The 24,122-nt window shown below is 29.1% G+C and carries 30 protein-coding genes and 1 tRNA gene; 26 read left to right on the top strand and 5 right to left on the bottom strand.

Translation table 11 applies throughout. The features are described 5' to 3' along the window. Positions 1–171 precede the first annotated feature (171 nt). Genes FBF22_RS00875 through FBF22_RS00855 form a run of 5 tightly spaced genes read left to right on the top strand, consistent with a single transcriptional unit; the run spans position 172 to position 5,058 of the window. On the top strand, positions 172–288 hold the full coding sequence (locus FBF22_RS00875) for a hypothetical protein (RefSeq protein ID WP_002860993.1): 117 nt from the start codon (positions 172–174) through the stop codon (positions 286–288). A gap of 10 nt (positions 289–298) precedes the next feature. Further along, positions 299–1,303, top strand: a complete 1,005-nt coding sequence (locus tag FBF22_RS00870) for an extracellular solute-binding protein (protein ID WP_002873946.1) — start codon at positions 299–301, stop codon at positions 1,301–1,303. Next, the gene (locus FBF22_RS00865) at positions 1,303–2,919 is read left to right on the top strand and encodes an iron ABC transporter permease (protein WP_002885649.1); all 1,617 of its coding nucleotides are present in this window, start codon (positions 1,303–1,305) and stop codon (positions 2,917–2,919) included. Before FBF22_RS00870 ends, FBF22_RS00865 begins: the two co-directional genes overlap by 1 nt. Continuing rightward, a complete protein-coding gene (locus FBF22_RS00860) occupies positions 2,903–3,811 on the top strand; it encodes an ABC transporter ATP-binding protein (RefSeq protein WP_079269907.1) in 909 nt (302 codons plus the stop codon). The genes FBF22_RS00865 and FBF22_RS00860 overlap by 17 nt, the downstream gene beginning before the upstream one ends. A 41-nt stretch (positions 3,812–3,852) precedes the next feature. Next, complete coding sequence (locus FBF22_RS00855; RefSeq protein WP_002869054.1) at positions 3,853–5,058, top strand: saccharopine dehydrogenase family protein; 1,206 nt, start codon at positions 3,853–3,855, stop codon at positions 5,056–5,058. 12 nt (positions 5,059–5,070) lie between these two features. Here FBF22_RS00855 and FBF22_RS00850 read toward each other — a convergent pair whose 3' ends face one another. Then, a complete protein-coding gene (locus FBF22_RS00850) occupies positions 5,071–5,760 on the bottom strand; it encodes a class I SAM-dependent methyltransferase (RefSeq protein WP_002881173.1) in 690 nt (229 codons plus the stop codon). A gap of 68 nt (positions 5,761–5,828) precedes the next feature. Next, positions 5,829–6,491, bottom strand: a complete 663-nt coding sequence (sodB, locus tag FBF22_RS00845; RefSeq protein WP_002885854.1) for a superoxide dismutase [Fe] — start codon at positions 6,489–6,491, stop codon at positions 5,829–5,831. Positions 6,492–6,758: 267 nt separating this feature from the next. Between sodB and FBF22_RS00840 the strand changes: the two genes are divergently transcribed. After that, positions 6,759–6,941, top strand: a complete 183-nt coding sequence (locus tag FBF22_RS00840) for a hypothetical protein (RefSeq protein WP_002851904.1) — start codon at positions 6,759–6,761, stop codon at positions 6,939–6,941. Between the two features lie 135 nt (positions 6,942–7,076). Here FBF22_RS00840 and FBF22_RS00835 read toward each other — a convergent pair. Beyond that, a tRNA-Glu gene (locus FBF22_RS00835) sits at positions 7,077–7,151 on the bottom strand. 147 nt (positions 7,152–7,298) lie between these two features. Here FBF22_RS00835 and FBF22_RS00830 point away from each other — a divergent pair. Then, a complete protein-coding gene (locus FBF22_RS00830) occupies positions 7,299–7,862 on the top strand; it encodes a manganese efflux pump MntP family protein (RefSeq protein ID WP_002851996.1) in 564 nt (187 codons plus the stop codon). Here the strand turns inward: FBF22_RS00830 and miaA are convergent. Then, entirely contained in the window at positions 7,848–8,717 is an 870-nt protein-coding gene (gene miaA, locus FBF22_RS00825) for a tRNA (adenosine(37)-N6)-dimethylallyltransferase MiaA (RefSeq protein ID WP_002851982.1), read from the bottom strand. The genes FBF22_RS00830 and miaA overlap by 15 nt on opposite strands. A 70-nt stretch (positions 8,718–8,787) precedes the next feature. On the opposite strand from miaA, the gene mqnP reads away from it, so the two are divergent. The 19 genes from mqnP (at position 8,788) to trxB (ending at position 22,241) form a co-directional block, all read left to right on the top strand. Beyond that, positions 8,788–9,672: a menaquinone biosynthesis prenyltransferase MqnP gene (mqnP, locus tag FBF22_RS00820; RefSeq protein ID WP_002859371.1), complete on the top strand. Its 885-nt coding sequence runs from the start codon at positions 8,788–8,790 to the stop codon at positions 9,670–9,672. Continuing rightward, complete coding sequence (locus FBF22_RS00815) at positions 9,663–10,160, top strand: hypothetical protein (protein WP_002872897.1); 498 nt, start codon at positions 9,663–9,665, stop codon at positions 10,158–10,160. The genes mqnP and FBF22_RS00815 overlap by 10 nt, the downstream gene beginning before the upstream one ends. Beyond that, entirely contained in the window at positions 10,157–10,672 is a 516-nt protein-coding gene (locus tag FBF22_RS00810; protein WP_002851715.1) for a hypothetical protein, read from the top strand. The genes FBF22_RS00815 and FBF22_RS00810 overlap by 4 nt, the downstream gene beginning before the upstream one ends. Before the next feature lie 12 nt (positions 10,673–10,684). Beyond that, entirely contained in the window at positions 10,685–11,647 is a 963-nt protein-coding gene (gene moaA / locus FBF22_RS00805; protein WP_002868437.1) for a GTP 3',8-cyclase MoaA, read from the top strand. A gap of 2 nt (positions 11,648–11,649) precedes the next feature. Further along, positions 11,650–12,393, top strand: coding sequence for a 7-carboxy-7-deazaguanine synthase QueE (locus tag FBF22_RS00800; RefSeq protein ID WP_002851883.1), 744 nt, complete (start codon positions 11,650–11,652; stop codon positions 12,391–12,393). Continuing rightward, the gene (locus tag FBF22_RS00795) at positions 12,390–12,971 is read left to right on the top strand and encodes a 6-carboxytetrahydropterin synthase (protein WP_002851757.1); all 582 of its coding nucleotides are present in this window, start codon (positions 12,390–12,392) and stop codon (positions 12,969–12,971) included. Before FBF22_RS00800 ends, FBF22_RS00795 begins: the two co-directional genes overlap by 4 nt. Next, positions 12,971–13,396 (top strand): cytochrome c, encoded by a 426-nt coding sequence (locus FBF22_RS00790; RefSeq protein ID WP_002867930.1) that lies wholly within the window; start codon positions 12,971–12,973, stop codon positions 13,394–13,396. The genes FBF22_RS00795 and FBF22_RS00790 overlap by 1 nt, the downstream gene beginning before the upstream one ends. Next, positions 13,396–13,803, top strand: a complete 408-nt coding sequence (locus FBF22_RS00785; protein WP_002885291.1) for a membrane protein — start codon at positions 13,396–13,398, stop codon at positions 13,801–13,803. The genes FBF22_RS00790 and FBF22_RS00785 overlap by 1 nt, the downstream gene beginning before the upstream one ends. Position 13,804: 1 nt before the next feature. Then, complete coding sequence (locus FBF22_RS00780; RefSeq protein ID WP_002869760.1) at positions 13,805–14,461, top strand: 16S rRNA (uracil(1498)-N(3))-methyltransferase; 657 nt, start codon at positions 13,805–13,807, stop codon at positions 14,459–14,461. A gap of 78 nt (positions 14,462–14,539) precedes the next feature. Next, the gene (gene rpmE / locus FBF22_RS00775) at positions 14,540–14,740 is read left to right on the top strand and encodes a 50S ribosomal protein L31 (protein WP_002851603.1); all 201 of its coding nucleotides are present in this window, start codon (positions 14,540–14,542) and stop codon (positions 14,738–14,740) included. Positions 14,741–14,742: 2 nt separating this feature from the next. Beyond that, the gene (rsmI, locus tag FBF22_RS00770) at positions 14,743–15,567 is read left to right on the top strand and encodes a 16S rRNA (cytidine(1402)-2'-O)-methyltransferase (protein WP_002869759.1); all 825 of its coding nucleotides are present in this window, start codon (positions 14,743–14,745) and stop codon (positions 15,565–15,567) included. 13 nt (positions 15,568–15,580) lie between these two features. Continuing rightward, the gene (gene rlmB, locus FBF22_RS00765) at positions 15,581–16,264 is read left to right on the top strand and encodes a 23S rRNA (guanosine(2251)-2'-O)-methyltransferase RlmB (RefSeq protein ID WP_002869758.1); all 684 of its coding nucleotides are present in this window, start codon (positions 15,581–15,583) and stop codon (positions 16,262–16,264) included. Further along, positions 16,257–17,195: a hypothetical protein gene (locus tag FBF22_RS00760; RefSeq protein WP_002859364.1), complete on the top strand. Its 939-nt coding sequence runs from the start codon at positions 16,257–16,259 to the stop codon at positions 17,193–17,195. The genes rlmB and FBF22_RS00760 overlap by 8 nt, the downstream gene beginning before the upstream one ends. Further along, positions 17,189–17,995 (top strand): hypothetical protein, encoded by an 807-nt coding sequence (locus tag FBF22_RS00755; protein ID WP_002860658.1) that lies wholly within the window; start codon positions 17,189–17,191, stop codon positions 17,993–17,995. The genes FBF22_RS00760 and FBF22_RS00755 overlap by 7 nt, the downstream gene beginning before the upstream one ends. Positions 17,996–18,006: 11 nt before the next feature. Next, complete coding sequence (locus tag FBF22_RS00750; protein WP_002854656.1) at positions 18,007–19,209, top strand: LL-diaminopimelate aminotransferase; 1,203 nt, start codon at positions 18,007–18,009, stop codon at positions 19,207–19,209. Positions 19,210–19,212: 3 nt separating this feature from the next. Further along, a complete protein-coding gene (locus FBF22_RS00745; protein ID WP_002885292.1) occupies positions 19,213–20,460 on the top strand; it encodes a homoserine dehydrogenase in 1,248 nt (415 codons plus the stop codon). After that, complete coding sequence (locus FBF22_RS00740; protein ID WP_002854371.1) at positions 20,460–20,798, top strand: YraN family protein; 339 nt, start codon at positions 20,460–20,462, stop codon at positions 20,796–20,798. Before FBF22_RS00745 ends, FBF22_RS00740 begins: the two co-directional genes overlap by 1 nt. A gap of 56 nt (positions 20,799–20,854) precedes the next feature. Further along, the gene (trxA, locus tag FBF22_RS00735; protein WP_002778629.1) at positions 20,855–21,169 is read left to right on the top strand and encodes a thioredoxin; all 315 of its coding nucleotides are present in this window, start codon (positions 20,855–20,857) and stop codon (positions 21,167–21,169) included. Positions 21,170–21,302: 133 nt separating this feature from the next. Further along, positions 21,303–22,241: a thioredoxin-disulfide reductase gene (gene trxB / locus FBF22_RS00730; RefSeq protein WP_002885293.1), complete on the top strand. Its 939-nt coding sequence runs from the start codon at positions 21,303–21,305 to the stop codon at positions 22,239–22,241. A gap of 37 nt (positions 22,242–22,278) precedes the next feature. Here the strand turns inward: trxB and FBF22_RS00725 are convergent, their stop codons facing one another. Then, positions 22,279–24,060 (bottom strand): PhoX family phosphatase, encoded by a 1,782-nt coding sequence (locus FBF22_RS00725; RefSeq protein WP_053921057.1) that lies wholly within the window; start codon positions 24,058–24,060, stop codon positions 22,279–22,281. Positions 24,061–24,122: the final 62 nt, after the last annotated feature.

The raw sequence follows: 24,122 nt of genomic DNA, 5'->3' as shown, positions 1-24,122 counted from the left end.
TTATATATAAAAATACTCTTAAATATTTATATTAAAATTTAATTATTTATAATTATTATCAAAATTTATTATAATAAAATGAAAATATTTATCAGTTATAAAATTATTAAGTTACTTTATATTTACTTTTTAATATTAATATTTCTTATCAAAATATATAAAAAGGAATTAATGCCTATGAAAAAAATAATTTTATTTTTACTGTGCTTTGGCTTTGCTTTTGCTTGCTCTGAACATTCTCATACCGATTTTAAAGATCTTAATAAAACCGAGTATAATTCTCAATAAAGGATAAAATATGAAAAAAATCTTTCTTATGTTTTTAACGGCTTTTTCATTTTTAGGTGCTAGTGAGCTTAATATTTACTCAGCAAGACATTATGATGCTGATTTTGAAATCATAAAAAAATTCGAAGAAAAAACAGGTATTAAGGTCAATCATACTCAAGCTAAAGCTTCAGAACTTATTAAAAGACTTTCTCTTGAAGGAAGTAATTCCCCTGCTGATATTTTCATCACAGCTGATATTTCAAATCTTACAGAAGCTAAAAATTTAGGACTTTTATCCCCTGTTTCATCAAAATATTTAGAAGAATTTATACCTGCTCATTTAAGAGATAAGGATAAAGAGTGGTTTGCGATTACAAAAAGAGCAAGAATTATTGCTTACAACAAAAACGCAAATATCGATATTAGCAAAATGAAAAATTATGAAGATTTAGCAAAAGCTGAATTTAAAGGAGAAATTGTTATGAGAAGTGCTACAGCTCCTTATAGCAAAACTCTTTTAGCATCTATTATAGCTAATGATGGAAATAAAGAGGCTAAAGCATGGGCTAAAGGTGTGCTTGAAAATCTTGCGACAAATCCAAAGGGTGGAGATAGAGATCAAGCCAGACAAGTATTTGCAGGCGAAGCTAAATTTGCAGTTATGAATACTTATTATATAGGGCTTTTAAAGAATTCTAAAAATCCAAAAGATGTAGAAGTGGGCAATTCTTTGGGTATTATTTTTCCTAATCAAGACAATAGAGGAACGCATATTAACATTAGCGGTATTGCTATGACAAAATCAAGTAAAAATCAAGATGCGGCTAAAAAATTTATGGAATTTATGTTAAGTCCTGAAATTCAAAAAATTCTTACTGATAGTAATTATGAATTTCCTATAAGAAATGATGTAGAATTAAGCCAAACGGTAAAAGATTTTGGAACTTTCAAAGAAGATCAAATCCCTGTGAGTAAGATAGCAGAAAATATTAAAGAAGCGGTTAAAATTTACGATGAAGTCGGTTTTAGATAATGTATAAAACCTTAAAATACTATAAACTCGGGGCAATTTTACTTGCCCTTTTTCTTGCTTTACCTATTTTTGGTATTTTTGCTGAACTTTTTTATATTTTATTTCAAAATTTTAATACAAGTGATTTAACCCAATTTTCATCTATTAAAGAAAATTTGAGTCATTTTTTTGATTATTTATTTTTAAAATTCATCAAAGATACTTTTATAATTAGCATGGGAGTATTGTGTTTAAGCTTGATTTTGGGTGTGAGTTCTGCTTATTTGATTGCAAATTATGATTTTTATTTCTGTAAAATTTTAGAAAAATTACTCATTTTACCCTTAGCCATACCTGCTTATATTTTAGCCTTTGTTTATGTGGGAATTATGGATTTTCAAGGATTTTTTCACGAAAATTTTGGCTTTAGGATGGATTTTTTCAATCATTATGGTGTTATTTTTGTTTTGGCTATTTCTTTATATCCTTATATTTATTTATTTGCTAAAACAGCTTTTAAAAGTGAAGCTAAAGAGGCTTATGAAGTAGCTAAAATCATGAAATATTCTGAATTTAGAATTTTTACACGCGTGGCACTTTTGAGTGCAAAACCTGCCATTTTTTCTGGAGCTTTATTGGTTTTAATGGAAACTTTGAGTGATTATGGTGCAAGTGCTTATTTGGGAGTGGATACTTTTTCGGCTGGAATTTTTAAACTCTGGTATGATTTGAATGATTCTTATTCTTCTAGTGTTTTATCGGGTATTTTAATGCTTTTTGTATTTTTGATTATGTATGTGGATTATTATTATAAAAATAAACATCATTATAGTTTTAATCAAAATTTAGCTCTTTTTATCAAAAAAAGAAAATTAAATCCTATTAAACAAATTCTATCCTGTATTTATTGTTTTATGATTGCTTTTGTAGGTTTTATTTTACCTTTTATTTGGCTAGTTTATTGGGGGCTAAAAGATCATAAGCTTTTTGAATCGCAATTTTATATTATCAGTTTTCAAACTATAATCTTAGCTTTAATCACTGCTTTAATTACCACTTTTTTAGCTTATTTTTTGATGTTTAGCTCTAGGATAGTTAAAAATCATTTTTTTAATTTATTTATTTTAAAAATAAGTTCTTTGGGTTATTCTATACCTGCTGCTGCTTTAGGGATTAGCATTATAGTGCTTTTTGTATTTTTGGATAAATTTTTTCACATGAGTTTATTGGGAAATTCTTTACTTGTTCTTGTTTTTGCTTATATAATTCGTTTTTTAGCGAGTGCAATTTATTCTTTAGAAGGAGGATATAGTAAAATTCATCTAAATATTGATGAGGCAAGTTTAAATTTAAGAGCGAGTTATTTTATTTTATTTTTTAAAATTCACACACCTTTAATGAAACATTTTTTATTTTTGGCTTTTATTATTGTTTTTATTGATACGATTAAAGAACTTCCTTTAAGTAGAATTTTAGCGCCTTTTGGCTTTGAAACTTTAAGTGTTAAAGCTTTCTGGTTTGCAAGTGATGAAAGAATTTATGATGCAGCTTTGCCTTCCTTGTTTATCGTTTTTCTTTCTTTAATGGTTGTTGTTTGGATGGATAAAATCACAAGGAAAGATGATGTTAGAAATTAAAAATTTATCTAAAAATTTTGAAAAAATACAAGCTTTAGAAAATATCAATCTTCATGTCAAAGAAGGAGAATTTTTAAGCATTTTAGGAGGTAGTGGAAGTGGAAAAAGCACGCTTTTAAGGATTATTGCTAAGCTTGAACAAGCTAGTTCTTATGATTTGTTTTCTTGCAAAGGTGAAGTGGCTTTGATGTTTCAAAATTATGCTTTATTTCCTCATTTAAATGTTGAGAAAAACATACTTTTTGCACTTTACGATAAAAAAGATAAAAATCAAATTTTAAATCATTTGCTTAAAACTTTTGAAATTGAAGATTTAAGATATAAAAAAATCGATGAAATTTCAGGAGGGCAAGCGCAAAGAGTGGCTTTTGCTAGAGCTATAGCAAGAGGATGTCAGCTTTTGCTTTTAGATGAACCTTTTTCTAATTTGGATCAAAATTTAAAACAGGATTTAAGAAGAGAATTGAAAAAAATGATAGAAAATCAAGGCATTACGGCTATTATGGTAACTCATGATATTGAAGATGCTTATTGCATGTCTGATCAAATCGCTTTTTTAGAAAAAGGAAAAATTTTAGCTCATGCAAATCCTAAAGAACTTTATTTTAAACCTGATTTTAAAAGTGCACAAATTTTACCTGATTTAAATATCATAGAAGAAAAACTTGATTTAGAAGATGAATTTTTTGCTTGGATAGCTTCAAAAAATTATATTTTTGGTTATGCAGAGCTTAAAATAGGAAATCGCTTTGAGGCTAAAATTTTACAAAAAGAATTTTTAGGGGCTTTTTGTAGGCTAAAATTACTTTATAAAAATATAATTTTTTTTATTTTGGTGAGTTCAAGTTATGATTTAGAAGAGAAAATAAGTTTTGATATTATCAATTTTTAGTTTAAATTTGATAAAATCAAAAAAATTTTTGAAGGATAGGAATGAAAAATCTTTTAATCATAGGCGCAGGTGGGGTAAGTCGTGTGACTACTGTAAAATGTGCAATGAATTCTGATACTTTTAGTAAAATCACTTTAGCTAGTAGAACAAAAAGCAAATGTGATGAAATCGCTGCTTTTATCAAAGAGCGTTTAGGGGTTCAAATTGAAACGGCACAAATTGATGCTGATGATAGCAATGCAGTTGTAGAACTTATCAAGAAAACAGAAGCACAAATTTTACTCAATGTGGCTTTGCCTTATCAAGATTTGAGTTTAATGGATGCTTGTATAAAAGCAAGAATTGATTATGTAGATACGGCAAATTATGAACATCCTGATTTAGCTAAATTTGAATACAAAGAGCAATGGGCGAGAAATGATGAGTTTAAACAAGCAGGAATTTTAGGACTTTTAGGAAGTGGATTTGATCCTGGTGTAACTAATGTTTTTTGTGCTTATGCACAGCAAAATTTATTTGATGAAATTTCTTATATAGATATTTTAGACTGCAATGCAGGTGATCATGGCTATGCTTTTGCGACCAATTTTAACCCTGAAATCAACCTGCGTGAGGTTTCTGCTAAAGGGCGTTATTGGGAAAATGGCAAGTGGATAGAAACGCAGCCTATGGAAATAAAAATGGAGTGGGATTATCCAGAAGTAGGTGTGAAAGATAGCTATTTGCTTTATCACGAAGAACTTGAGAGTTTGGTAAAAAATATCAAAGGTTTAAAAAGAATACGCTTTTTTATGACCTTTGGACAAAGTTATTTAACTCATATGAAATGTCTTGAAAATGTTGGAATGTTAGGGATTAAACCTGTGATGCACCAAGGAAAAGAAATCATTCCTATAGAATTTCTAAAAACCTTACTTCCTGATCCTGCAAGTTTGGGACCACGCACTAAAGGTTATACCAATATAGGTTGTGTGATTCGTGGTAAAAAAGATGGAAAAGACAAGCAAGTTTATATTTATAATGTTTGCAATCATGAAGAATGTTATAAAGAAACTGGTGCACAAGCTGTGAGCTATACTACAGGTGTTCCTGCTATGATAGGTACGAAATTAATCGCTAAAGGGATTTGGCAAGGAAAAGGCGTGTTTAATATGGAAGAATTTGACGCTAAGCCTTTTATGGAAGAACTGAATTCTCAAGGACTTCCTTGGAAGATTATCGAAATGACTCCAAGCTTAGGAGAGTAAGTGCTAGAGCACTTACTTTTGTCCTATATAAATAAAGTGCTCCACACTGCCTTCAAAATTATACAGATTAATTAATTCATAATCTCCCCAAAATAAAGGTTTAAAAGGTTTAAAATCTTCTTTTAATTCTTCTATGTCTTTAGTAAAGCGTATATATGAAGAACCACTCAATCTACCACTTGGACATCCTTTTACTTCACGCAAGCCATTATCCATAAGTTCTCCTCTTTCATACATACTATAGCCTTTATCGCTCATCATGGTTGCAAATATAATAGCTCCTTCATTGCATAGTTCATAAAATTCTTGCACAGCTTCTTTAAAAGCTTGTTTTGTAAGATAATATAAGCTTTGATTTGCAAATATAAAATCCATTTTTGTATTGAAGAGTTTTTTAAAGCTAGAATTAGGAGATATGATGTGAAAATTTTTAGAATCTAAGCAAGGATCTTTTTCCCAAACTTTTTTTAAACTAGGAACTATATCAATGCCATAAGGCTCTATACCCCCCCCGGTTATATTTTTAAAATACTTAGAATGCACTCCATTTCCGCAACCAAAATCAAGTAATTTTCCACTTGTTTTGCTTAGTTTGTATTTTAAGATTCTCTCGTAAAATCTTATAACATGACCATCAGGATATTGAAGTCCATAACCTTCTTTGTCATATTTTTGAGTATATGCAGATAAAGAATTATCCATTTTTGTCCCTTTTTGTGTAGAATGTTGACTTAATGTCAAAATCCATTCTAGCACAAAAAAGATTAAAGTTATTTTACAGGGTGAAGTTCATTTGCATAAAAGCTAACTGATCCCATGCCTTCTTTTAAAGCCCATTCGTAAGCTTTTGCAACAAATTCCCAGTTAATATGAGCATAGAATTTTTCTAAATAAGCAGGGCGCGCATTGCGATGATCTACATAATAAGCATGTTCCCAAACATCTACAACAAGTAAAGGAACTTTATCTTCAGTAATTGGTGTAGCTGCGTTTGAAGTACCTACAAATTCTAGTTTTTGATTTTTAGTATTATAAACTAACCAAAACCATCCTGAACCAAAAACTCCTGTAGCACCTTTGATAAATTCAGCTTTGAAATTTTCTAAAGATCCAAATTCTTTTTCTAGTGCCGCTTGTAAATTAGCATCTATACTTTGACATGAACCGCCACAGCCACAGCCTGTACTTGGCTTAATGCAATCAAAATAAAAATCATGATTATAAACTTGAGCTGCGTTATTAAATACGCCCCCATTTGAAGTTTTGATAATACTTACAAGATCTTTACCTGCAAATTCAGTATCTTTAATAAGATTATTTAGATTTGTAACATAAGTATTGTGATGTTTTCCATGATGATAGCTAAAAGTTTCAGCACTCAAAAAATCACCAAAAGCATTGGTATCATAAAGTAATTTTCTTAATTCAAACATAATTTCTCCTTTATTTTTAGTTTGATATTGAAAATATTACCATAATAATATTAAAAAGAGTAAAAATATCTTAAAAGCTTAGTGGGTAAAATTTCTATTTATTTAACCTAAATAAAATAAGATACATTTATAATATATTTTAATAATAATTTAAATATATTATAAAAAATTATATTTTTTTGAAATATTTTTACAAAAATATCTATTTGTTGATTTTTAATAATTACAATTAATTTGCAACTAAAAATTATTCATAAGGAGGAAAATATGAAAAAAGTTGTACTAATCTCAGCATTACTAGGTGCTTTCGCAGCTAATGTTTTTGCAGCTAATACTCCAAGCGATGTGAATCAAACACATACAAAAGCTCATCATTCAAAAGCTAAAGCTGATAAAAAACATGAAGCTAAAACTCACAAAAAAACAAAAGAGCAAACACCAGCTCAATAATGCCCAGCCTTGATATAAGTCTATAATAGACTTATATCAAAAGCTATTCGTATTCTACAAAATAAATTATTAATATTTATTAAATTTCAATAGAAAAAATGAAAAAATTGTTATTTTAAAAGAAAAATTAAAAAGTGGTGACCCATACGAGACTCGAACTCGTGTTACCGCCGTGAAAGGGCGATGTCCTAACCGCTAGACGAATGGGCCACTTTTAAGGAGTAAAAAATAAAAATGAAATTGAATTATATATATTTATTTCTTAAAATTTAATTAAATATATCAAAATTATGTGATTTTTATCTTTGTTTAATTATAATTTCATCTTCAATTTTTTATAAAATTTTAGGATTTATTATGGATTTTTATAGTCTTATTTTTTTATCCTGTGCTTTAGGAATGGATGCTTTTGCTGTATCACTATGTAAAGGTTTTAGTGTTAAAAAACTACATTTAAAACATTATCTTATTGTTGGAATTTATTTTGGTGGATTTCAAGCTTTGATGCCAACTATTGGTTATTTTATAGGCATAACTTTTGCATCTTTTATTGCGAGTATTGATCATTGGATAGCTTTTATTTTACTTTCTTTAATAGGATTAAAAATGATCAAAGAGTCATTGGAAAATGAAAATTGCGATAGTAATGCCAATCAATTTGGCTTTAAAACCATGCTAGCTTTAGCAATTGCTACGAGTATCGATGCACTAGCAGTTGGTGTGAGTTTTGCATTTTTAAATGTAAATTTATTATTAGCTATATTTTTAATAGGTATTATCACCTTCATTTTATGTATCATTGCTCTAAAAATAGGGAATAAATTTGGAATTTATCTTAAAAATAAAGCTGAACTTTTAGGCGGATTGGTTTTAATTATACTAGGAGTAAAAATTCTAATAGAACATTTATTTTTCGATTGAAAATTTCATTCTTAAAGTAGCTAAAGCTTTATCAAATTCCAAGGCTTTACTTTGAAATTTTTTATTAAAAGTTCTTTGTCTTTTGGCAAGTTGTGTAGTATGTATCGTGATTAAATTTTCAAGCTCTTTAAAGGAAATTTCTCCATCTAAATATTCTTTACACTCTTTCAAACCTATAGAATTTAATGCTTTAAGTTTATGATCAAATTTAGAAAAAAGAATTTTTGCTTCATCTAAAAGTCCATTATCAAGCATTTCTTTTGTTCTAGTTTTAATACGTTTTTTTAAAATTTCTTTATCCCACGCAAGCTCATAAATTTCTATATCTTTAAGCACTCCAGTTTTTTGTGTTCTTTTTAAAAATTCACTAGGAATTTCTCTTGTTTGTTCATAAATACCCAGCCATTTTTTTAATCTATAAGTATCATTTTTTTCTATTTTATAGTTTGGATCAATATTTAATAAAAGAGCATAAATTTCATCGTTATTTAAAGAACTCTTTGACTCTAAGGTTTTTTCACTTAAACCATCTATCATAGTTTTTAAATAAAATCCAGTTCCACCTACTATAATTAGAGGTAAATTTCTAGCTAAAGCAAATTCTTTTGCTTTTTGATATTCTCTTATGAATAACTCAACATTAAAATGTTCATTCACGCTCAATAAATTTACCCCAAAGTATTTTATACTCGCAAGATCATCTTGTGAAGGCTTGGCACTTGCTATATTAATCTCTTTATAAACACAAAGACTATCAAGACTTAAAACAACAGCATTAAATTCTCTTGCTAAAGTATTGGCTATGTATGTTTTTCCACTCGCAGTTGTTCCTATTAATGCTATTTCAAAAAACATTTTAATATTTATCCTAAAATTTATAAAAATTTTAGTAAAATCATAGCAAAAAATATTTTAAAGTAGAAAAATGAACACATTCTGGATAAAATTTAAAGATATTTTAGAACTTGTAGTATTTAAGCATTCTATTTTTGCTTTGCCTTTTTTATTTTCCTCTATGATTGTAGCATCAAAACTTGCAAATGACACTGCTTGGTTTGGTTTTAAGGCGTTGATTTTAGGCATTATTTGTGCGGTAAGTGCAAGAAATTTTGCCATGGCTACAAATCGTTTAATGGATGAAGATATAGATAAGGATAATCCTCGTTGTGCAAATCGCCCTAATGTCAGTGGAAAAATAGGTAGAAAAAGCGTATGGATTTTTATCATTATTAATGCACTTATTTTTATATCATGTTCTTATTTTATTAATACCTTGGCCTTTTATTTGTCTTTTCCTGTGCTTTTGGTATTGGCTATTTATTCAGCTTTTAAGCGCTTTAGTTCTTTAGCACATTTAGTTTTAGGATTTTGTTTAGGACTTGCGCCTATTGCAGGAAGTGTTATAATTATGGGTGAAATTCACATTTATAGCGTTATTTTATGTTTAGGTGTAACTTTTTGGACAGCTGGGTTTGATCTGCTTTATTCTTTACAAGATATGGAGTATGATAAAAAAATAGGACTTCACTCTATTCCTGCTAAATTTGGTTCAAAGGCTACTTTATTTATATCAGCTTTTTGCCATATTTTAGCGGTATTATTTTGGCTTCTTTTTGTGTGGGAAGTTTGGGGTGTAGCACTTGGAAAAATAGCACTTATTGGGGTAATTATAAGCGGTATTATTTTAGCCTTGGAACATAAAATTGTTCACAAGAATTTTGCTCATATTGATAGAGCATTTTTTACTCTAAATGGTTATTTAAGTATTATCTTTTTTATTTTTATTTGGATTGATTTATTATGGAATTAGCACTTTTTAAAGCAGGATTTGAAGCTCATTTAGAATGTTGTGAAATAGAAAATAACCGTTTTCTTGGAGAATACCTAAAACTTGGAGCAATTTCTCAAATTTTAAAATGGAAAAAACTTGCTTTACGCATTGATTTTGACGAGGGTGAAAAAATTATTTTTGATCTTCTTTTAAGTCTAAAAGAAGATATTTTAAGGCTTGAAAATTCTTTAGATAAAAATAAAGAACTTATACCACTTAAGCAAAAAGGGGTAGTAGAATCTTTGAATTTTGAATATCTAAATTTTTTGGATACTATTTTAGAAGAAGATAAAGAATATTATTTAAGATTTGATTTAAATAATCAAAAAATAGCTATTTTTATCAAAGCTCAAAGTCAAACATTGGCAAAAATTATCAAAATTAAGCCTGAAGACAAAATGGCTTTTGATGCTTTTGTTGTTGAAATTCAAAGAAATATGATAAGAAATAAGAAAGGCCAAGAATGAGTGATGATGTACTTTATTTAGTTTTTATAATTGTGCTTTTAATTGCAATGCTAGCCTATATGAATATCAAAGAAAGAGAAAATAATGCAAAAATAGCAAAACTTCAAAATGTGATAGAAGATATTACCAAAGAACTTCATTATTTTCGTAAAGAATTAGGAGTTAAAGATGATAGCGAAGAGGATGAAGACTATAAAACCTCTCTTTTAAAAGAAGAAATTATGATTGAACTTGATAAACAAATCAGTTCAAAAATCACTCCTGTTTTAAGAACACTAAAAACTATGGAACATATCATAGAAGATTTTCAAAATGAACAACAAAATCGTCTTTTAAATTTAGAACAAAAAGCACAAAGCATGGCTAAACTTACGCCAAATTACGATACAGAAGAACAAAAAATAGAAAATCTTTTCAAAGAAGGAAAAAGCATAGAACAAATCGCTAAAGATTTACGCATTGGCACTGGAAATGTAGAACTTGTCTTAAAATTTAAGAAATTAATAAAATAGAATGGAAAATAAATGCTTATAGATCAATTCGGTAGAAAGATAAATTATCTTAGAATTTCAGTTACACAAAGATGTAACTTTCGCTGCCTTTATTGTATGCCAAAAATTCCTTTCGATTATCAGCCAAAAGAAAATTTATTAAGCTTCGAAGAACTTTTTTTATTTGTTAAAGCAGCTATAGACGAAGGAATTGAAAAAATCCGTATAACAGGTGGAGAACCTTTATTAAGAAAAGATTTAAGTATTTTTATAAAAATGATTAGCGATTATAAAAGCGATATTGACCTTGCTATAACTACAAATGGATTTTTACTAAAAGACTTTGCTAAAGACCTAAAAAATGCTGGACTTAAACGACTTAATATTTCACTTGATACCCTAGATCACAAAAAAGCAAAAACTCTTGCGCAAAAAGATGTATTAGATAGTGTTTTATCTGGAATTGATGAAGCTTTAAATCTAGATTTGAAAGTAAAACTTAATACTGTAGCTCTTAAAAATTTAAACGATGATGAACTGATATCTCTTTTGGAATTTGCAAAATCAAAAAAAGCTCAAATTCGCTTTATAGAATTTATGGAAAATACTCATGCTTATGGTAAATTACAAGGATTAAAAAGAGATGAAATTATACAAATTTTGAGTCAAAAATATCAAATTCAACTTATAAAAAAAGATGAAAAAGCACCTGTGAGTATTTACAAGGCAGATGATTATGAATTTGGAATTATAGATCCTCATAGCCATGAATTTTGCGATTCTTGCAATCGCATACGCTTAAGTGCTGAAGGCTTGTTAATACCTTGCCTTTATTTTGATGAAGCATTAAGCATAAAAGAAGCGGTTCGAAAAGGTGATATTAAAGCCGCTGTAGAAATATTACAAGAAGTATTAAGAAATAAACCAGAAAAAAATAAATGGAGTGTTGTTGATAATGAAACCTCATCTCGTGCTTTTTATCAAACTGGAGGTTAATTTTGCAACTTGTTGAAAGTTTCTTAAGCATTCAAGGAGAAGGCAAATATAATGGAAAATTAGCTATTTTTATGCGTTTTGCTGGTTGCAATTTCAACTGTTTAGGTTTTAATGTAAAAATATCAAAAAACGATAAAACTCTCATTGGATGTGACACGATAAGAGCTGTTTTCACAAAAGATTTTAAAGAAAGTTATGAAACTTTAAATGCTAATGAACTTTTAAAAAGAGTGATAAAATTAAAAAAAGACTTTGATCCTATAGTTGTTATCACAGGTGGAGAGCCATTAATCCATTATGAAAATCCTGAATTTATAGAATTTATCCAAATGTTATTAAAAAATAAATTCGAAATACACTTTGAAAGCAATGGAAGCATAGAAATTGATTTTGATAGATATCCTTTTTACAAAGAATGTATTTTTGCTTTAAGCGTTAAACTCCAAAATAGTGGGATAAAAAAAGATAAACGATTAAATTTTAAAGCTTTAAAAGCATTTAAAAATTACGCAAAAGATAGTTTTTATAAATTTGTTTTAGATGCCAATACCCTTGATAATTCATTTTTAGAAATCAATGAAATTCTAAAAGAAGCTCCGAATCAAATTTTTTGTATGCCTATGGGTGAAAATGAGCAAAACCTTAAAAAAAATGCTCAAAAAATTGCTGAATTTTGTATTAAGAATGGTTATAATTATTCTGATAGAATTCATATTCGTCTTTGGAACGATAAAGAGGGTGTATGATTATAAGAAAATTATTTGAATTTGAAAACGCACACATTGTTAGATTTTGTTCTTCTAAGCGTTGCAAAAGTAGTATTCATGGACATTCTTACAAAGTTGAAGTTTTACTTGAAAGCAAATATTTAGATAATGCTGGAATGGTCTATGATTTTGGACTTTTAAAAACCTATATACGCCAAATTATTGATAGTTTTGATCATGCTATCACTCTTTTTAAATATGATGACGCAAAATATTTAGAAGAAATGAAAAAATATTCAAGTCGTTGGATTTGCCTGCCTGTTAATGTAAGTGCTGAAAATTTTTGTCGTGTATTTTTCATACTTATAGATGCTTTATTAAAACAAACGAAAATGGTAAATGGAGAACAAGGAGTGACTTTACAAAGCATCATTGTTCATGAAACAAGAACAGGCTATGCACAAGGTTTTAGAGAAGATGCCTATAGTGAGTTAATGCCAAAAATTTCACTTCAAGACATAGAATTTTCCAATGGCATTAAAGTAGAATGGAATGATATAGATTTTTATAACAAATTAAAAAATGAAGAAATTTTTATAAATCCAAAGGAGATTTAATGCAAAAAGCTAAAATTTTAATTGCCTTAAGTTTTTTTTTATTAGTTTTATCTGCCTGTTCTAATGATGAAAAAAATATTTCCAAGACTCAAAATACAGATCAAGAAGTAGTCCAAATAGAACAAAACGATGAAAAAACAGAATTAAGTGACTCCAACCTGCCTTTACCTGTAGATGATGAAGCACAAAGTTCAGATGATGAACATGAAGTCAATCCTAGTATTATCAACTCTTTATATAAACAAAAATGCGCCACTTGTCATGGAGAAAAAGGGGAATTAAAACCTAAAAACAGCACGGCCATTAAAACCTTGAGCAATAAAATTTTTATACAAAAAATAAAAACGATAAAAGATAAAAACCATAGTTTTTTAAGTGATGAACAAATTCAAAATTTAGCTGATTTTATAAACAAAGGAAAATAATGGATCAAAGTTACGAATTCTTTTTAGCTTTACATCTTTATAGTCTTTATGCGAGCGGTTTTTTAATGCTTTTTTATCTTATACTAACACAAGGAAATTTTAAAACCGAATTCATTTTTATTCGCAGAATACGATTATTTTTACCAATTTATTATTTATTTTTAGCTTTGATTATTTTTACAGGTTGTTTGTTATCAGCAATGAAACAATTTCAAATGAATGTCAATATCTGGGTAATGATTTTTTCTTGGATCTTAATTTTTGCCTTAGCAATTTTTCACTTTATTTGTTTTAAAAAAGCAAGAAGATTTAGAAAATATGCCACTTTTAGATGGATTAGTTGTTTGATTTTACCTTTTGAAATTTTTTTATTGTTTTTGCCTTTTTTAATAGAAAGATATCTATAAAATGCAATTTTTGTATAACAAGCAAGCTGGAGAAGAGTTTATACAACTTCAAGGTGAAAACTTTAACCATTTAAAAGTAAGAAGAGTAAAGGAAAATTCGGAGCTAAATCTTAGAAATTTACAAGATAATTTTCTTTACAACTATACAATCACAAATTTAACAAGAAATTCTTGCACTTTAAAATTTTTAAACAAAAAATCACAAAATATAAAACAAAGTGAATTAAACTTAGCCTTAGCCATTATAGATATTAAAATTTTAGAAAAAACTCTACCTTTCTTAAATGAACTTGGAGTAAAAAAGTTACATTTGGTTTTTACAAATTTTTCACAAAGAAATTTTAAAATCGATTTAGAAAGATTTGAAAAAATCATTATTTCTTCTTGTGAACAATGCGGTAGAAATACTAAAATGGATTTAATTATCCACCAAAGCACTCAAGAATTTGTTCAAAAATTTCCAAATGCAATTATGGTTGATTTTCAAGGAGAACAACAAAGTCATTTCGATGAAAAAGAATTATATTTTATAGGTCCTGAAGGTGGATTTAACAATGATGAGAGATTATTGCTTAACCGGAAAATCTCTCTTAAAAGCTCTAATATTCTAAAAAGTCAAACAGCTATTATAGCTATAGCTTCAAAAATTTTGCTTTAACTTTTCTTAAATTAATCTCTTTTTTATGTTAAATAATTTATAATCACGGCTTATTGTTTTAATTTTTAAGGAAAACTAATGAAAAAAGAAATTCACCCAGAATATGTAGAATGTAAAGTAAGTTGTGCTTGTGGAAATACTTTTACAACAAAGTCAAACAAAGCAGAATTAAGAGTAGATATTTGTTCAAATTGCCATCCTTTTTTTACAGGCAGTGAAAAAATTGTAGATGCTGCAGGTCGTGTAGAGAAATTTAAGAAAAAATACGCAATGCAATAATTATGCTTTATTTTATTCCTACTCCCATAGGAAATTTAAGCGATATTTCTTTTAGAGCCTTAGAACTTTTAAAGACTTGCGATCTTGTGTTTTGCGAAGATACAAGAGTAAGTAAGTCTTTGATTTCGTTATTAAATACCAAATTTCACACTGATATACATATTTCTAAATTTATAGCCTTACACTCCCATAATGAAAAAGAAGTTTTAGCAAGTATTGATTTAAAGATATTTGAAAAAAATGTAGCTTATTTAAGCGATGCAGGAATGCCAGGGATTAGTGATCCTGGCAAGGCTTTGGTAGAATTTGCACAAGAAAATAATATCACCTATGAAATTTTACCAGGTGCAAATGCAGCCTTAGTTGCTCTTGTAAGCTCAGCATTTTGTCAAAAAGAATTTATCTTTATTGGTTTTTTAGCAAATAAAGGCAAAGAAAGACAAAAAGATATAGAAAAAATTTTAAACTTTCCTTATCCAAGTATTATTTACGAATCCCCCAAGCGTATTTTATCTTTAGTAGAACAGATTATGATTCTAGACAGCCAAAGAGAAATTTTTTTGATTAAAGAAATCAGTAAAAAATTTGAAAAAAAATTTAAAGGCAATGCTAAAGAGCTTTCTGAAATTTTAAAAAAGTCTAATTTAAACGGTGAATGGGTTGTAGTACTGCAATCAAAAGAGCAAAATTTTTTGCAAAATACTCTTTGTGAAAAAGATATTATGGATTTAGAGCTGTCTTTAAAAGCAAAAGCAAAATTATTATCAAAGATCAATGGAAAAAATGCAAAAGAAATTTATCAAAAACTGCTTTTAAGTCAAGATTAGGTAAAATTTTAATATGATAGTTTATGGGAAGCAAATATTTTTTTATATTTTAGAATATCATAAAGACTGTATCAATGAGCTTTATTTAGCAAAAGAATGTGATAAAATTACTTTTTCCAAAATCGCAAAATCTGGTTTTAAAATCAAAAAACTTGATTTTAAAACTGCTCAAGCTTATGCGAAAGGTGGAAATCATCAAGGTTTTTTGCTAGATATTAAAGAAAGTTCTTTTGCAAATTTAAATGAGATCAAAAAAAATGATTTTATTGTTATGCTTTATGGAATTAGTGATGTAGGAAATATAGGGGCTATCACGCGTACAGCTTATGCTTTAGGGGTTGGGGCTTTAATTTTTATTGGTGAAAAATTAGCCATGGAAGGAGTAATTCGCACAAGCAGCGGAGCGGCTCTTGATTTACCTATTGTGATAAGCAACGATGCTTTAAGTGTAATAAATGAACTAAAACAAGTAGGTTTTTATTTTTATGCGAGTGATGGCTCGGGAAAAGAAATTCACAGTGTAAAAATAAGCAATGGTAAAAAAGTTTTAGTTTTGGGTAGTGAGGGTTTTGGTTTAAGCTCTAAAATTATAAAAAAATGCGATGAATGTGTGGGCATTGCGATGAAAAATAATTTTGATAGTCTTAATGTCAGCGCTGCTTTTGCAATACTTTGTGATAGGATGTTAAATGCTTAATTGGAAAAAAATACAAGAATTAAATTTAAAAGAAGTTGCAGCAAAAACGCAAATTGAACTTGATTTTCTTGAAGCTTTAGTAGAAAAGAATTTTGCTGTTTTAAGTCGTTTTAATGTTAAAGGTTTTGTTAAAATTTTGAGCAGAGAATACGAACTCGACTTTAGTGATTTTAACGAAGAGTATGAAGCTTATCTTAACGAAAACAATCCTACTCCACAAACAAAATCAAAAATGATAACCCCAAAACTAGATGCTTATAGTCAAAAATCCTTTAACACTTGGCCTTTTTTGATTGTTCTTATTGTTTTAGTGATTATAGGAAGTGGAATTTATTATTTTGATACACTTAGAACTTTTTTCAAAGATGAACAAAATAATACTAGTGCAACAGTTATAGATATCATAGGACAAGCACAAGAAAATTTAAAATCTTTAGGTGGAAACAATGTTGTTGTTATAGACAACAATAAAGCACAAGAAACAAATCAAACAGAGAGCGTTTTACCAAGCCAAAACATCTCATTACAAGAAAATGATAAAAACATAAGCATAGAAAATAATATCAGTGAAAATAACACAACCCTACTCGATGAAGAAAAAAATACCCAAATCCAAGAAGACACAAATACACCAAAAACTGATTCTTTAAAAGAAGCACATTTTAAAACCTCTACCAAGATTTGGATAGGTTTGATAGATTTAAAAAGCCTTAAAAAAACAAGCTTTGTTAAAGAAAAAGATTTTAATATTTCTTTAGATAAAGATCAGTTAATTTTAACAGGGGCTGCAGCTTTAACAATGTTTGATCAAGAAAATAAAGAACAAAAATTTCCTGTAGGAATTTCAAAACGTTTCTTGATTAAAGATGGAAAAATTACAAGTATTTCAGCTGCTGAATTTGTAAAATTAAATAAAGGTAAAGAATGGTAAAAAAAATTATTATTCTTACTCTTTGGGTTAATATATCTTTTGCAATCTCAAGTCTTGAATTAGCAAAAAATTTAGTAAACAATCCTAGTAAAAATTCTCAACTAGAATTATTATTCTCAAATAATTCTTACATAGATAATAATGGAAATTGTGATATTGCAAAAATATCTCAAATATTAAAAACCAATTCTTTAATTGCCTTAACACTATCAAATCCTCAAAGTCTAAAACTAAATTTTAAAGCAAAAGCTGATGAAGTTATGTTTTTTAAAATTTTATCCGATGTTTTAACAGATGCCGGATATATATATTTTATCCCTACAGATTTGATTTTAAGAGAAGGAAATATTGACTATACCATACAAGTAGAATCTCAATATGTTTTAGATCCTGGAACGCTTTACAATCTCTTAAAAGAAAATTCTGTCTATATAGATAATATTAAGCGCATTGGGGCATATGACTATGAATATGATTTAAATTTTTCCAATGCTGTATTAAAAACCAATACAAATGTTAATTTAAATACTCCAAAATCATTAGAAAAACCCCTTAAAGACTATGTGCTTGATTTAAAAAATGCTACAAATTTGATTATTGATGCAAATGATTTAGACAATTGGTTTCCTAAAATCTTCTTTTTAGATAAAAATCTGAATCTAATTAAAGCAGTAAAAAGCGAAAATAAAAATAATCATTTTTCAGAACTTATTCCAAATGGTGCTATATATGCTATTGTAAGCGATATGTATAGTTTAGATAATATACGCAGGGGTTTAAAAATCACACTTAAAAAATAAAGGATTAAGAAATGTTTGATGAAATCCGTTTTAATACCATAGAAAGACTTCCAAATTATGTTTTCGCAGAAGTAAATGCGATAAAAATGGCAGCAAGACGTGCTGGAGAGGATATCATCGACTTTTCAATGGGAAATCCCGATGGTAAAACTCCACAACACATTATAGATAAACTTTGTGAAAGTGCTAACAAAGATAAAACCTCGGGATATTCTACATCCATGGGGATTTATAAACTTCGCTTAGCAATTTGTAATTGGTATAAAAGAAAATATAATGTCAACCTAGATCCTGAAAATGAAGTTGTAGCTACTATGGGTTCAAAAGAGGGTTTTGTAAATCTTGCAAGAGCGATTATAAATCCTGGAGATGTTGCTATTGTGCCAACTCCTGCTTATCCTATACATACTCAAGCTTTTATTATAGCAGGAGGTAATGTAGCAAAAATGCCTTTAGCTTATAATGAAAAATTTGAGCTTGATGAAAATCAATTTTTTGAAAATTTACATAAAACTTTAAATGAAAGCATCCCGCGTCCAAAATATGTCGTTGTTAATTTCCCGCATAATCCAACAACAGTAACTTGTGAGAAAAGTTTTTATGAAAGATTGATAGCAACGGCAAAAAAAGAAAGATTTTATATTATTTCAGATATTGCTTATGCAGATTTAACTTATGATGACTATAAAACTCCTTCTATTTTGGAAATTGAAGGCGCAAAAGATGTAGCGGTAGAAACTTACACTCTTTCAAAATCTTACAATATGGCAGGCTGGCGCGTGGGTTTTGTAGTAGGAAATAAACGCTTAGTCAGCGCGCTTAAAAAAATAAAATCTTGGTTTGATTATGGTATGTACACACCTATTCAAGTAGCAGCTACCATAGCTTTAGATGGAGATCAAACTTGTGTAGATGAAATCCGTGCAACTTATGATAAAAGAATGCACATTTTACTTGAAGCTTTTGAAAATGCAGGCTGGAAACTTCAAAAACCAAGAGCAAGTATGTTTGTTTGGGCAAAACTCCCTGAAAGCAAAAGACATTTAAAAAGTTTAGAATTTTCAAAGCAACTTTTACAGCGTGCTAGTGTTGCAGTAAGTCCTGGGGTAGGTTTTGGCGAAGCAGGTGATGAGTATGTAAGAATTGCTTTAATTGAAAATGAAAATCGCATACGCCAAGCTGCACGTAATATCAAAAAATATTTAAAAGAGTAAGTTATGAAAGTAGCGATTCTTGGTTATGGCACTGTTGGAAGTGCGGTGGTTAAATTTCTTTTAGAAAATGATAAACTTATTCGTGCAAGATGTGGGCAAAGCATAACTCCTGTGATCGCTCTTGCTAGAAGTCCTAAAAAAAATGCTTTAATTCCAATTACTCATAGCGTTGCAGAAATTTTAAATGCTGATGTAGATGTTTTTGTGGAATTAATGGGTGGGGTGGATGAAGCTTTTAAAATAGTGAGTGAAATTTTAAAAAAGAAAAAAGCTGTTGTTACTGCAAATAAAGCTATGCTTGCTTATCATCGTTATGAACTTGAAAATTTGGCTAAAAATTTAGCCTTTGGTTATGAAGCAAGTGTGGCTGGAGGAATTCCTATTATAAAGGTTTTAAAAGAAGGTTTAAGTGCAAATAATATTTTGGCTATAAAAGGGATTTTAAATGGTACGAGTAATTATATTTTAAGTTCTATGAGTCAAAAAAATATGAGTTTTAAACAAGCCTTACAAATAGCTCAAAATTTAGGTTATGCAGAGGCTGATCCAACTTTTGACATAGAAGGGCAAGATGCAGCACATAAACTGCTTGTTTTATCAAGTATCGCTTATAATCTTAAAGCTAAACCTGAAGATATTTTGATCGAGGGTATTAGTGAAATTGCACCTGAAGATATGTATTTTGCTAATGAGTTTGAATTTACCATAAAACTTTTAGGTATAGCTAAGGTGCGTGAAAATAAAGTAGAATTAAGGGTGCATCCTACTATGATAGATAAAGAAAAAATGCTTGCAAAAGTTGATGGAGTGATGAATGCTATAAGCATTAATGGAGATTTGTTGGGTGAAAGTTTGTATTATGGAGCAGGAGCAGGAGGAGAGGCCACTGCAAGTGCTGTGATTTCAGATCTTATGGATATAACAAGAGATCAGGTAAAAGCACCAATGCTTGGTTTTGTGAACACTTTAGAATACGAGCTTTTAAGCAAAGATGAAATTTATACAAAATATTATTTAAGGGTGAAAGTTGAAGATAAAATAGGGGTTTTATCTAAAATCACACAATTGATGAGTGAAAATAATATTTCTATCGATAGTTTCTTACAAAAACCTAAAAAAAATGATGAAAATTACAGTACTTTGTTTTTTACTACACATTTAACTTATGAAAAAAGCATACAAAATTTGCTTGAAATTTTACGCAAACAAGATTTTATAAAAACCAAACCTTTTATGATGCGTATAGAATAATGGGTTTAAAAGCTTATTTAGATGGAATTTTAGGTGAAGATAAGGCTTGTAAATTTTTAAAAAAACAGGGCTTTGAAATTTTAAAAAGAAATTTCTATTCTAAATTTGGAGAAATCGATATAATAGCCAAAAAAGATGAAATTTTACATTTTATAGAGGTTAAATTTACTCAAGATGATTATGAAGTTTCCGAGCGTTTGGATAGAAAAAAACTTGAAAAAATTTTAAAAACTATAGAATTTTATCATCTTAAAAATGGAATTTCATCGGATTTTCAGATTGATCTGATTTGCATTAAAAATGATGTGATACAATTTTGCGAAAATATAAGTTTTTAAGCTGATATTTAAAAAAATAAAATACAATTAGACAAAAATTAAAGAAAGGAAAAATTATGGGAAAATATATTGAATTAACAAGTGATAATTTTGCTCAAGCAAAAGAAGGTGTAGCTTTAGTTGATTTTTGGGCTCCATGGTGCGGACCTTGTAGAATGCTTGCTCCAGTTATTGATGAACTTGCAAATGACTTCGATGGTAAAGCTAAAATTTGCAAAGTAAATACAGATGAACAAGGTGATTTAGCAGCTGAATTTGGTGTTCGCTCTATTCCTACGCTTATTTTCTTTAAAAATGGTGAAGTTGTAGATCAACTCGTTGGTGCACAATCTAAACAAGCAATTAGTGATAAACTAAACTCTTTACTATAAACTAAAGGCTAGTATAACTAGCCTTCTTCTTAAAAATTTCAAATTTATACTAAATAATAATTTTTATTAACTACTATTAAGAATAATTTTTATATCATTATTAATAATAAAATTCAATATAAAGGAAATGTAAATGTTAGATGTAGCAATCATAGGTGGAGGTCCTGCTGGACTTAGTGCCGGACTTTATGCAACTAGAGGTGGTCTTAAGAATGTAGTAATGTTTGAAAAAGGTATGCCTGGTGGACAAATTACCTCAAGTTCTGAAATAGAGAATTATCCGGGTGTAGCCCAAGTTATGGATGGAATTTCTTTTATGGCTCCTTGGAATGAACAATGTATGCGTTTTGGTTTAAAACATGAAATGGTTGGAGTAGAACAAATTTTAAAAAATAGTGATGGAAGTTTTACCATCAAATTAGAAGGTGGTAAAACAGAACTTACTAAAGCTGTGATAGTTTGCACAGGCTCGGCTCCAAAAAGAGCAGGTTTTAAAGGCGAAGATGAATTTTTTGGAAAAGGTGTAAGTACTTGTGCAACTTGTGATGGATTTTTTTATAAAAATAAAGAAGTTGCAGTTTTAGGTGGTGGAGATACGGCTTTAGAAGAAGCCTTGTATCTAGCAAATATTTGTTCTAAGGTTTATCTTATCCACCGCAGAGATGAGTTTAGAGCGGCTCCATCTACAGTAGAAAAAGTTAAGAAAAACGAAAAAATAGAACTCATTACTAGTGCAAGTGTAGATGAAGTATATGGTGATAAAATGGGTGTTACTGGGGTAAAAGTAAAATTAAAAGATGGTAGTATTAGAGATTTAAATGTTCCAGGAATTTTTACTTTTGTTGGTCTTAATGTAAGAAATGAAATTTTAAAACAAGACGATGGTAAGTTTTTATGCAATATGGAAGAAGGTGGGCAAGTAAGTGTTGATCTTAAAATGCAAACTAGTATTGCTGGACTTTTTGCCGCAGGAGATCTTAGAAAAGATGCACCTAAGCAAGTGATTTGTGCTGCAGGTGATGGAGCTGTAGCTGCATTAAGTGCTATGGCTTATATAGAAAGCTTGCATTAAGATTTTATAAAGTTGCTAAAAGCAACTTTATTTTTATTTAGCTTCCTATCACTCCACCATCAAGTTTTCTTATCATCATTACACTCGATCTTGGTGTTTTTCCATAAGGAAAAGTACTACCTTTTAAACCTTCTCCTGGATGTTGTATGCCTACAAACATTGTGGTATAATCCTCACTAAAAGCAATCCCTGTTAATTCACAAGCAATAGGTCCTGTTAAAAAGCGTCTGATTTCCCCTGTTTTTGGATTTGCTACTAGCATGCAGTTATTTCCCATGCCTTCGTATTCGTCTTTATTAGAATAAGATCTATCTGTTTGTATCCAAAGTCTTCCATCTTTATCAAATTTAAGTCCATCAGGAGAATTGAATTTATTTTCACTTGTAATATTATTTGAACCTTTATATAAGCCTTGTTGGTTATCAGGATTTCCAGCAAGAGCAAAAATTTCCCAAGTAAAATCATCGTCTTTATGAGAATTTTTTGGCATCCATTTTAAAATTTGTCCATAAACATTTTTAGTTCTTGGATTTGCTGCATTAGGTTCTTGGCGATTTTTGTTGTTCGTTAGTGTTGCAAATACCTCTTTAGAACCACTTTGTTTATGGCTTGCTATCCATTCACATCTATCCATAGGAGTTGCACCTACAATACTTGCAGCAAGACGCGTATTGATGAGTACTTGAGCTTGAGACTTAAAACCATTTTTTTCATCTAGGCCGTTTTTGCCATATTCTAAAGCTATCCATTTTCCCTGTCCTTTAAAATCTCCCACATTGCCGTTAAACTGTCCTACATACAAAGTGCCTTCATCTAAAATTTTACTTGTATCAGCACCTTTTTTGTATTTATGTTTGCTAACAAATTTATAAATAAATTCATTCATCTCATCATCACCCATATAAACTATAACAGAACCATCTTTTTCTACGATAATTTCTGCATTTTCATGTTTAAAACGCCCTAAAGAAGTTCTTTTAACAGGTGTGCTTTTTGCATCAAAAGGATTGATTTCCACTATCCAACCAAAACGATTGGCTTCATTGATATTTTTAGCTAAATCAAATCTTTCATCAAATTTTTCCCATCCATAAAGACTAGTTTTGTTAAATCCATAGCGCTTAAAGGCATCATTAAATTCTAGATTTTCATCTGAACTTCCAAAAAAATCGTCAAAATTTTCTTCACAGGTGATATAAGTTCCCCAAGGTGTTTGTCCATTTGCACAATTTGCAAAAGTTCCATGAACAAATTTTTCATTTTTTAAAACTTCTTTTTTAGCTGCTCCACTTACTTGCATTTTAGTGTTTGCATCGATTCTGCGGTTATACTTAGAGTCTAAAACCACAGTCCAATCATCACCTTTTTTTTCGATTTCTAAGATACTCACACCCACACTGGCTTGCTCATATAAAATATCTTCTTTGCTTAAATTTTTACCATGATGATTAAACATGATTTCAGGATTTATATATTCATTATTAACGGCTAAAATTCCTCTGTTTTTTGAAAGTGGAAAAAAACTCATACCATCATTGTCATCTCCAAAAACCAAATGAGCATTTTTAACTGCATTCATGTCGATGATTTTATTTTCATCATAAGGTTTTGCTTTACTAAAAAGTGGATCACCCCAAGAAATTAAAACCTTTGCTTCATAACCTTGTGGTACTATAACTTTATCTTGTGTGCTTGCACTAACAGCTTTAAAACCTAGCAAATCCTTATCCTTAAGCATAGCAGCACTTAAATTTGAACTTGCAAAAAAAGCCACCATAGAACCTAAAGCTGAACCTTTTAAAAACAATCTTCTTTCCATTTGTTTTTACCCCATATTGAAATTTAAAACAATGGAAGTATAAAAATATTTGGAAACTTTTT

It is taken from the genome of Campylobacter sp. CFSAN093260 (genome assembly GCF_012890095.1).
In the GTDB taxonomy this organism is placed as follows: domain Bacteria; phylum Campylobacterota; class Campylobacteria; order Campylobacterales; family Campylobacteraceae; genus Campylobacter_D; species Campylobacter_D jejuni.
This window is presented reverse-complemented; position numbering and strand designations above follow the sequence as displayed.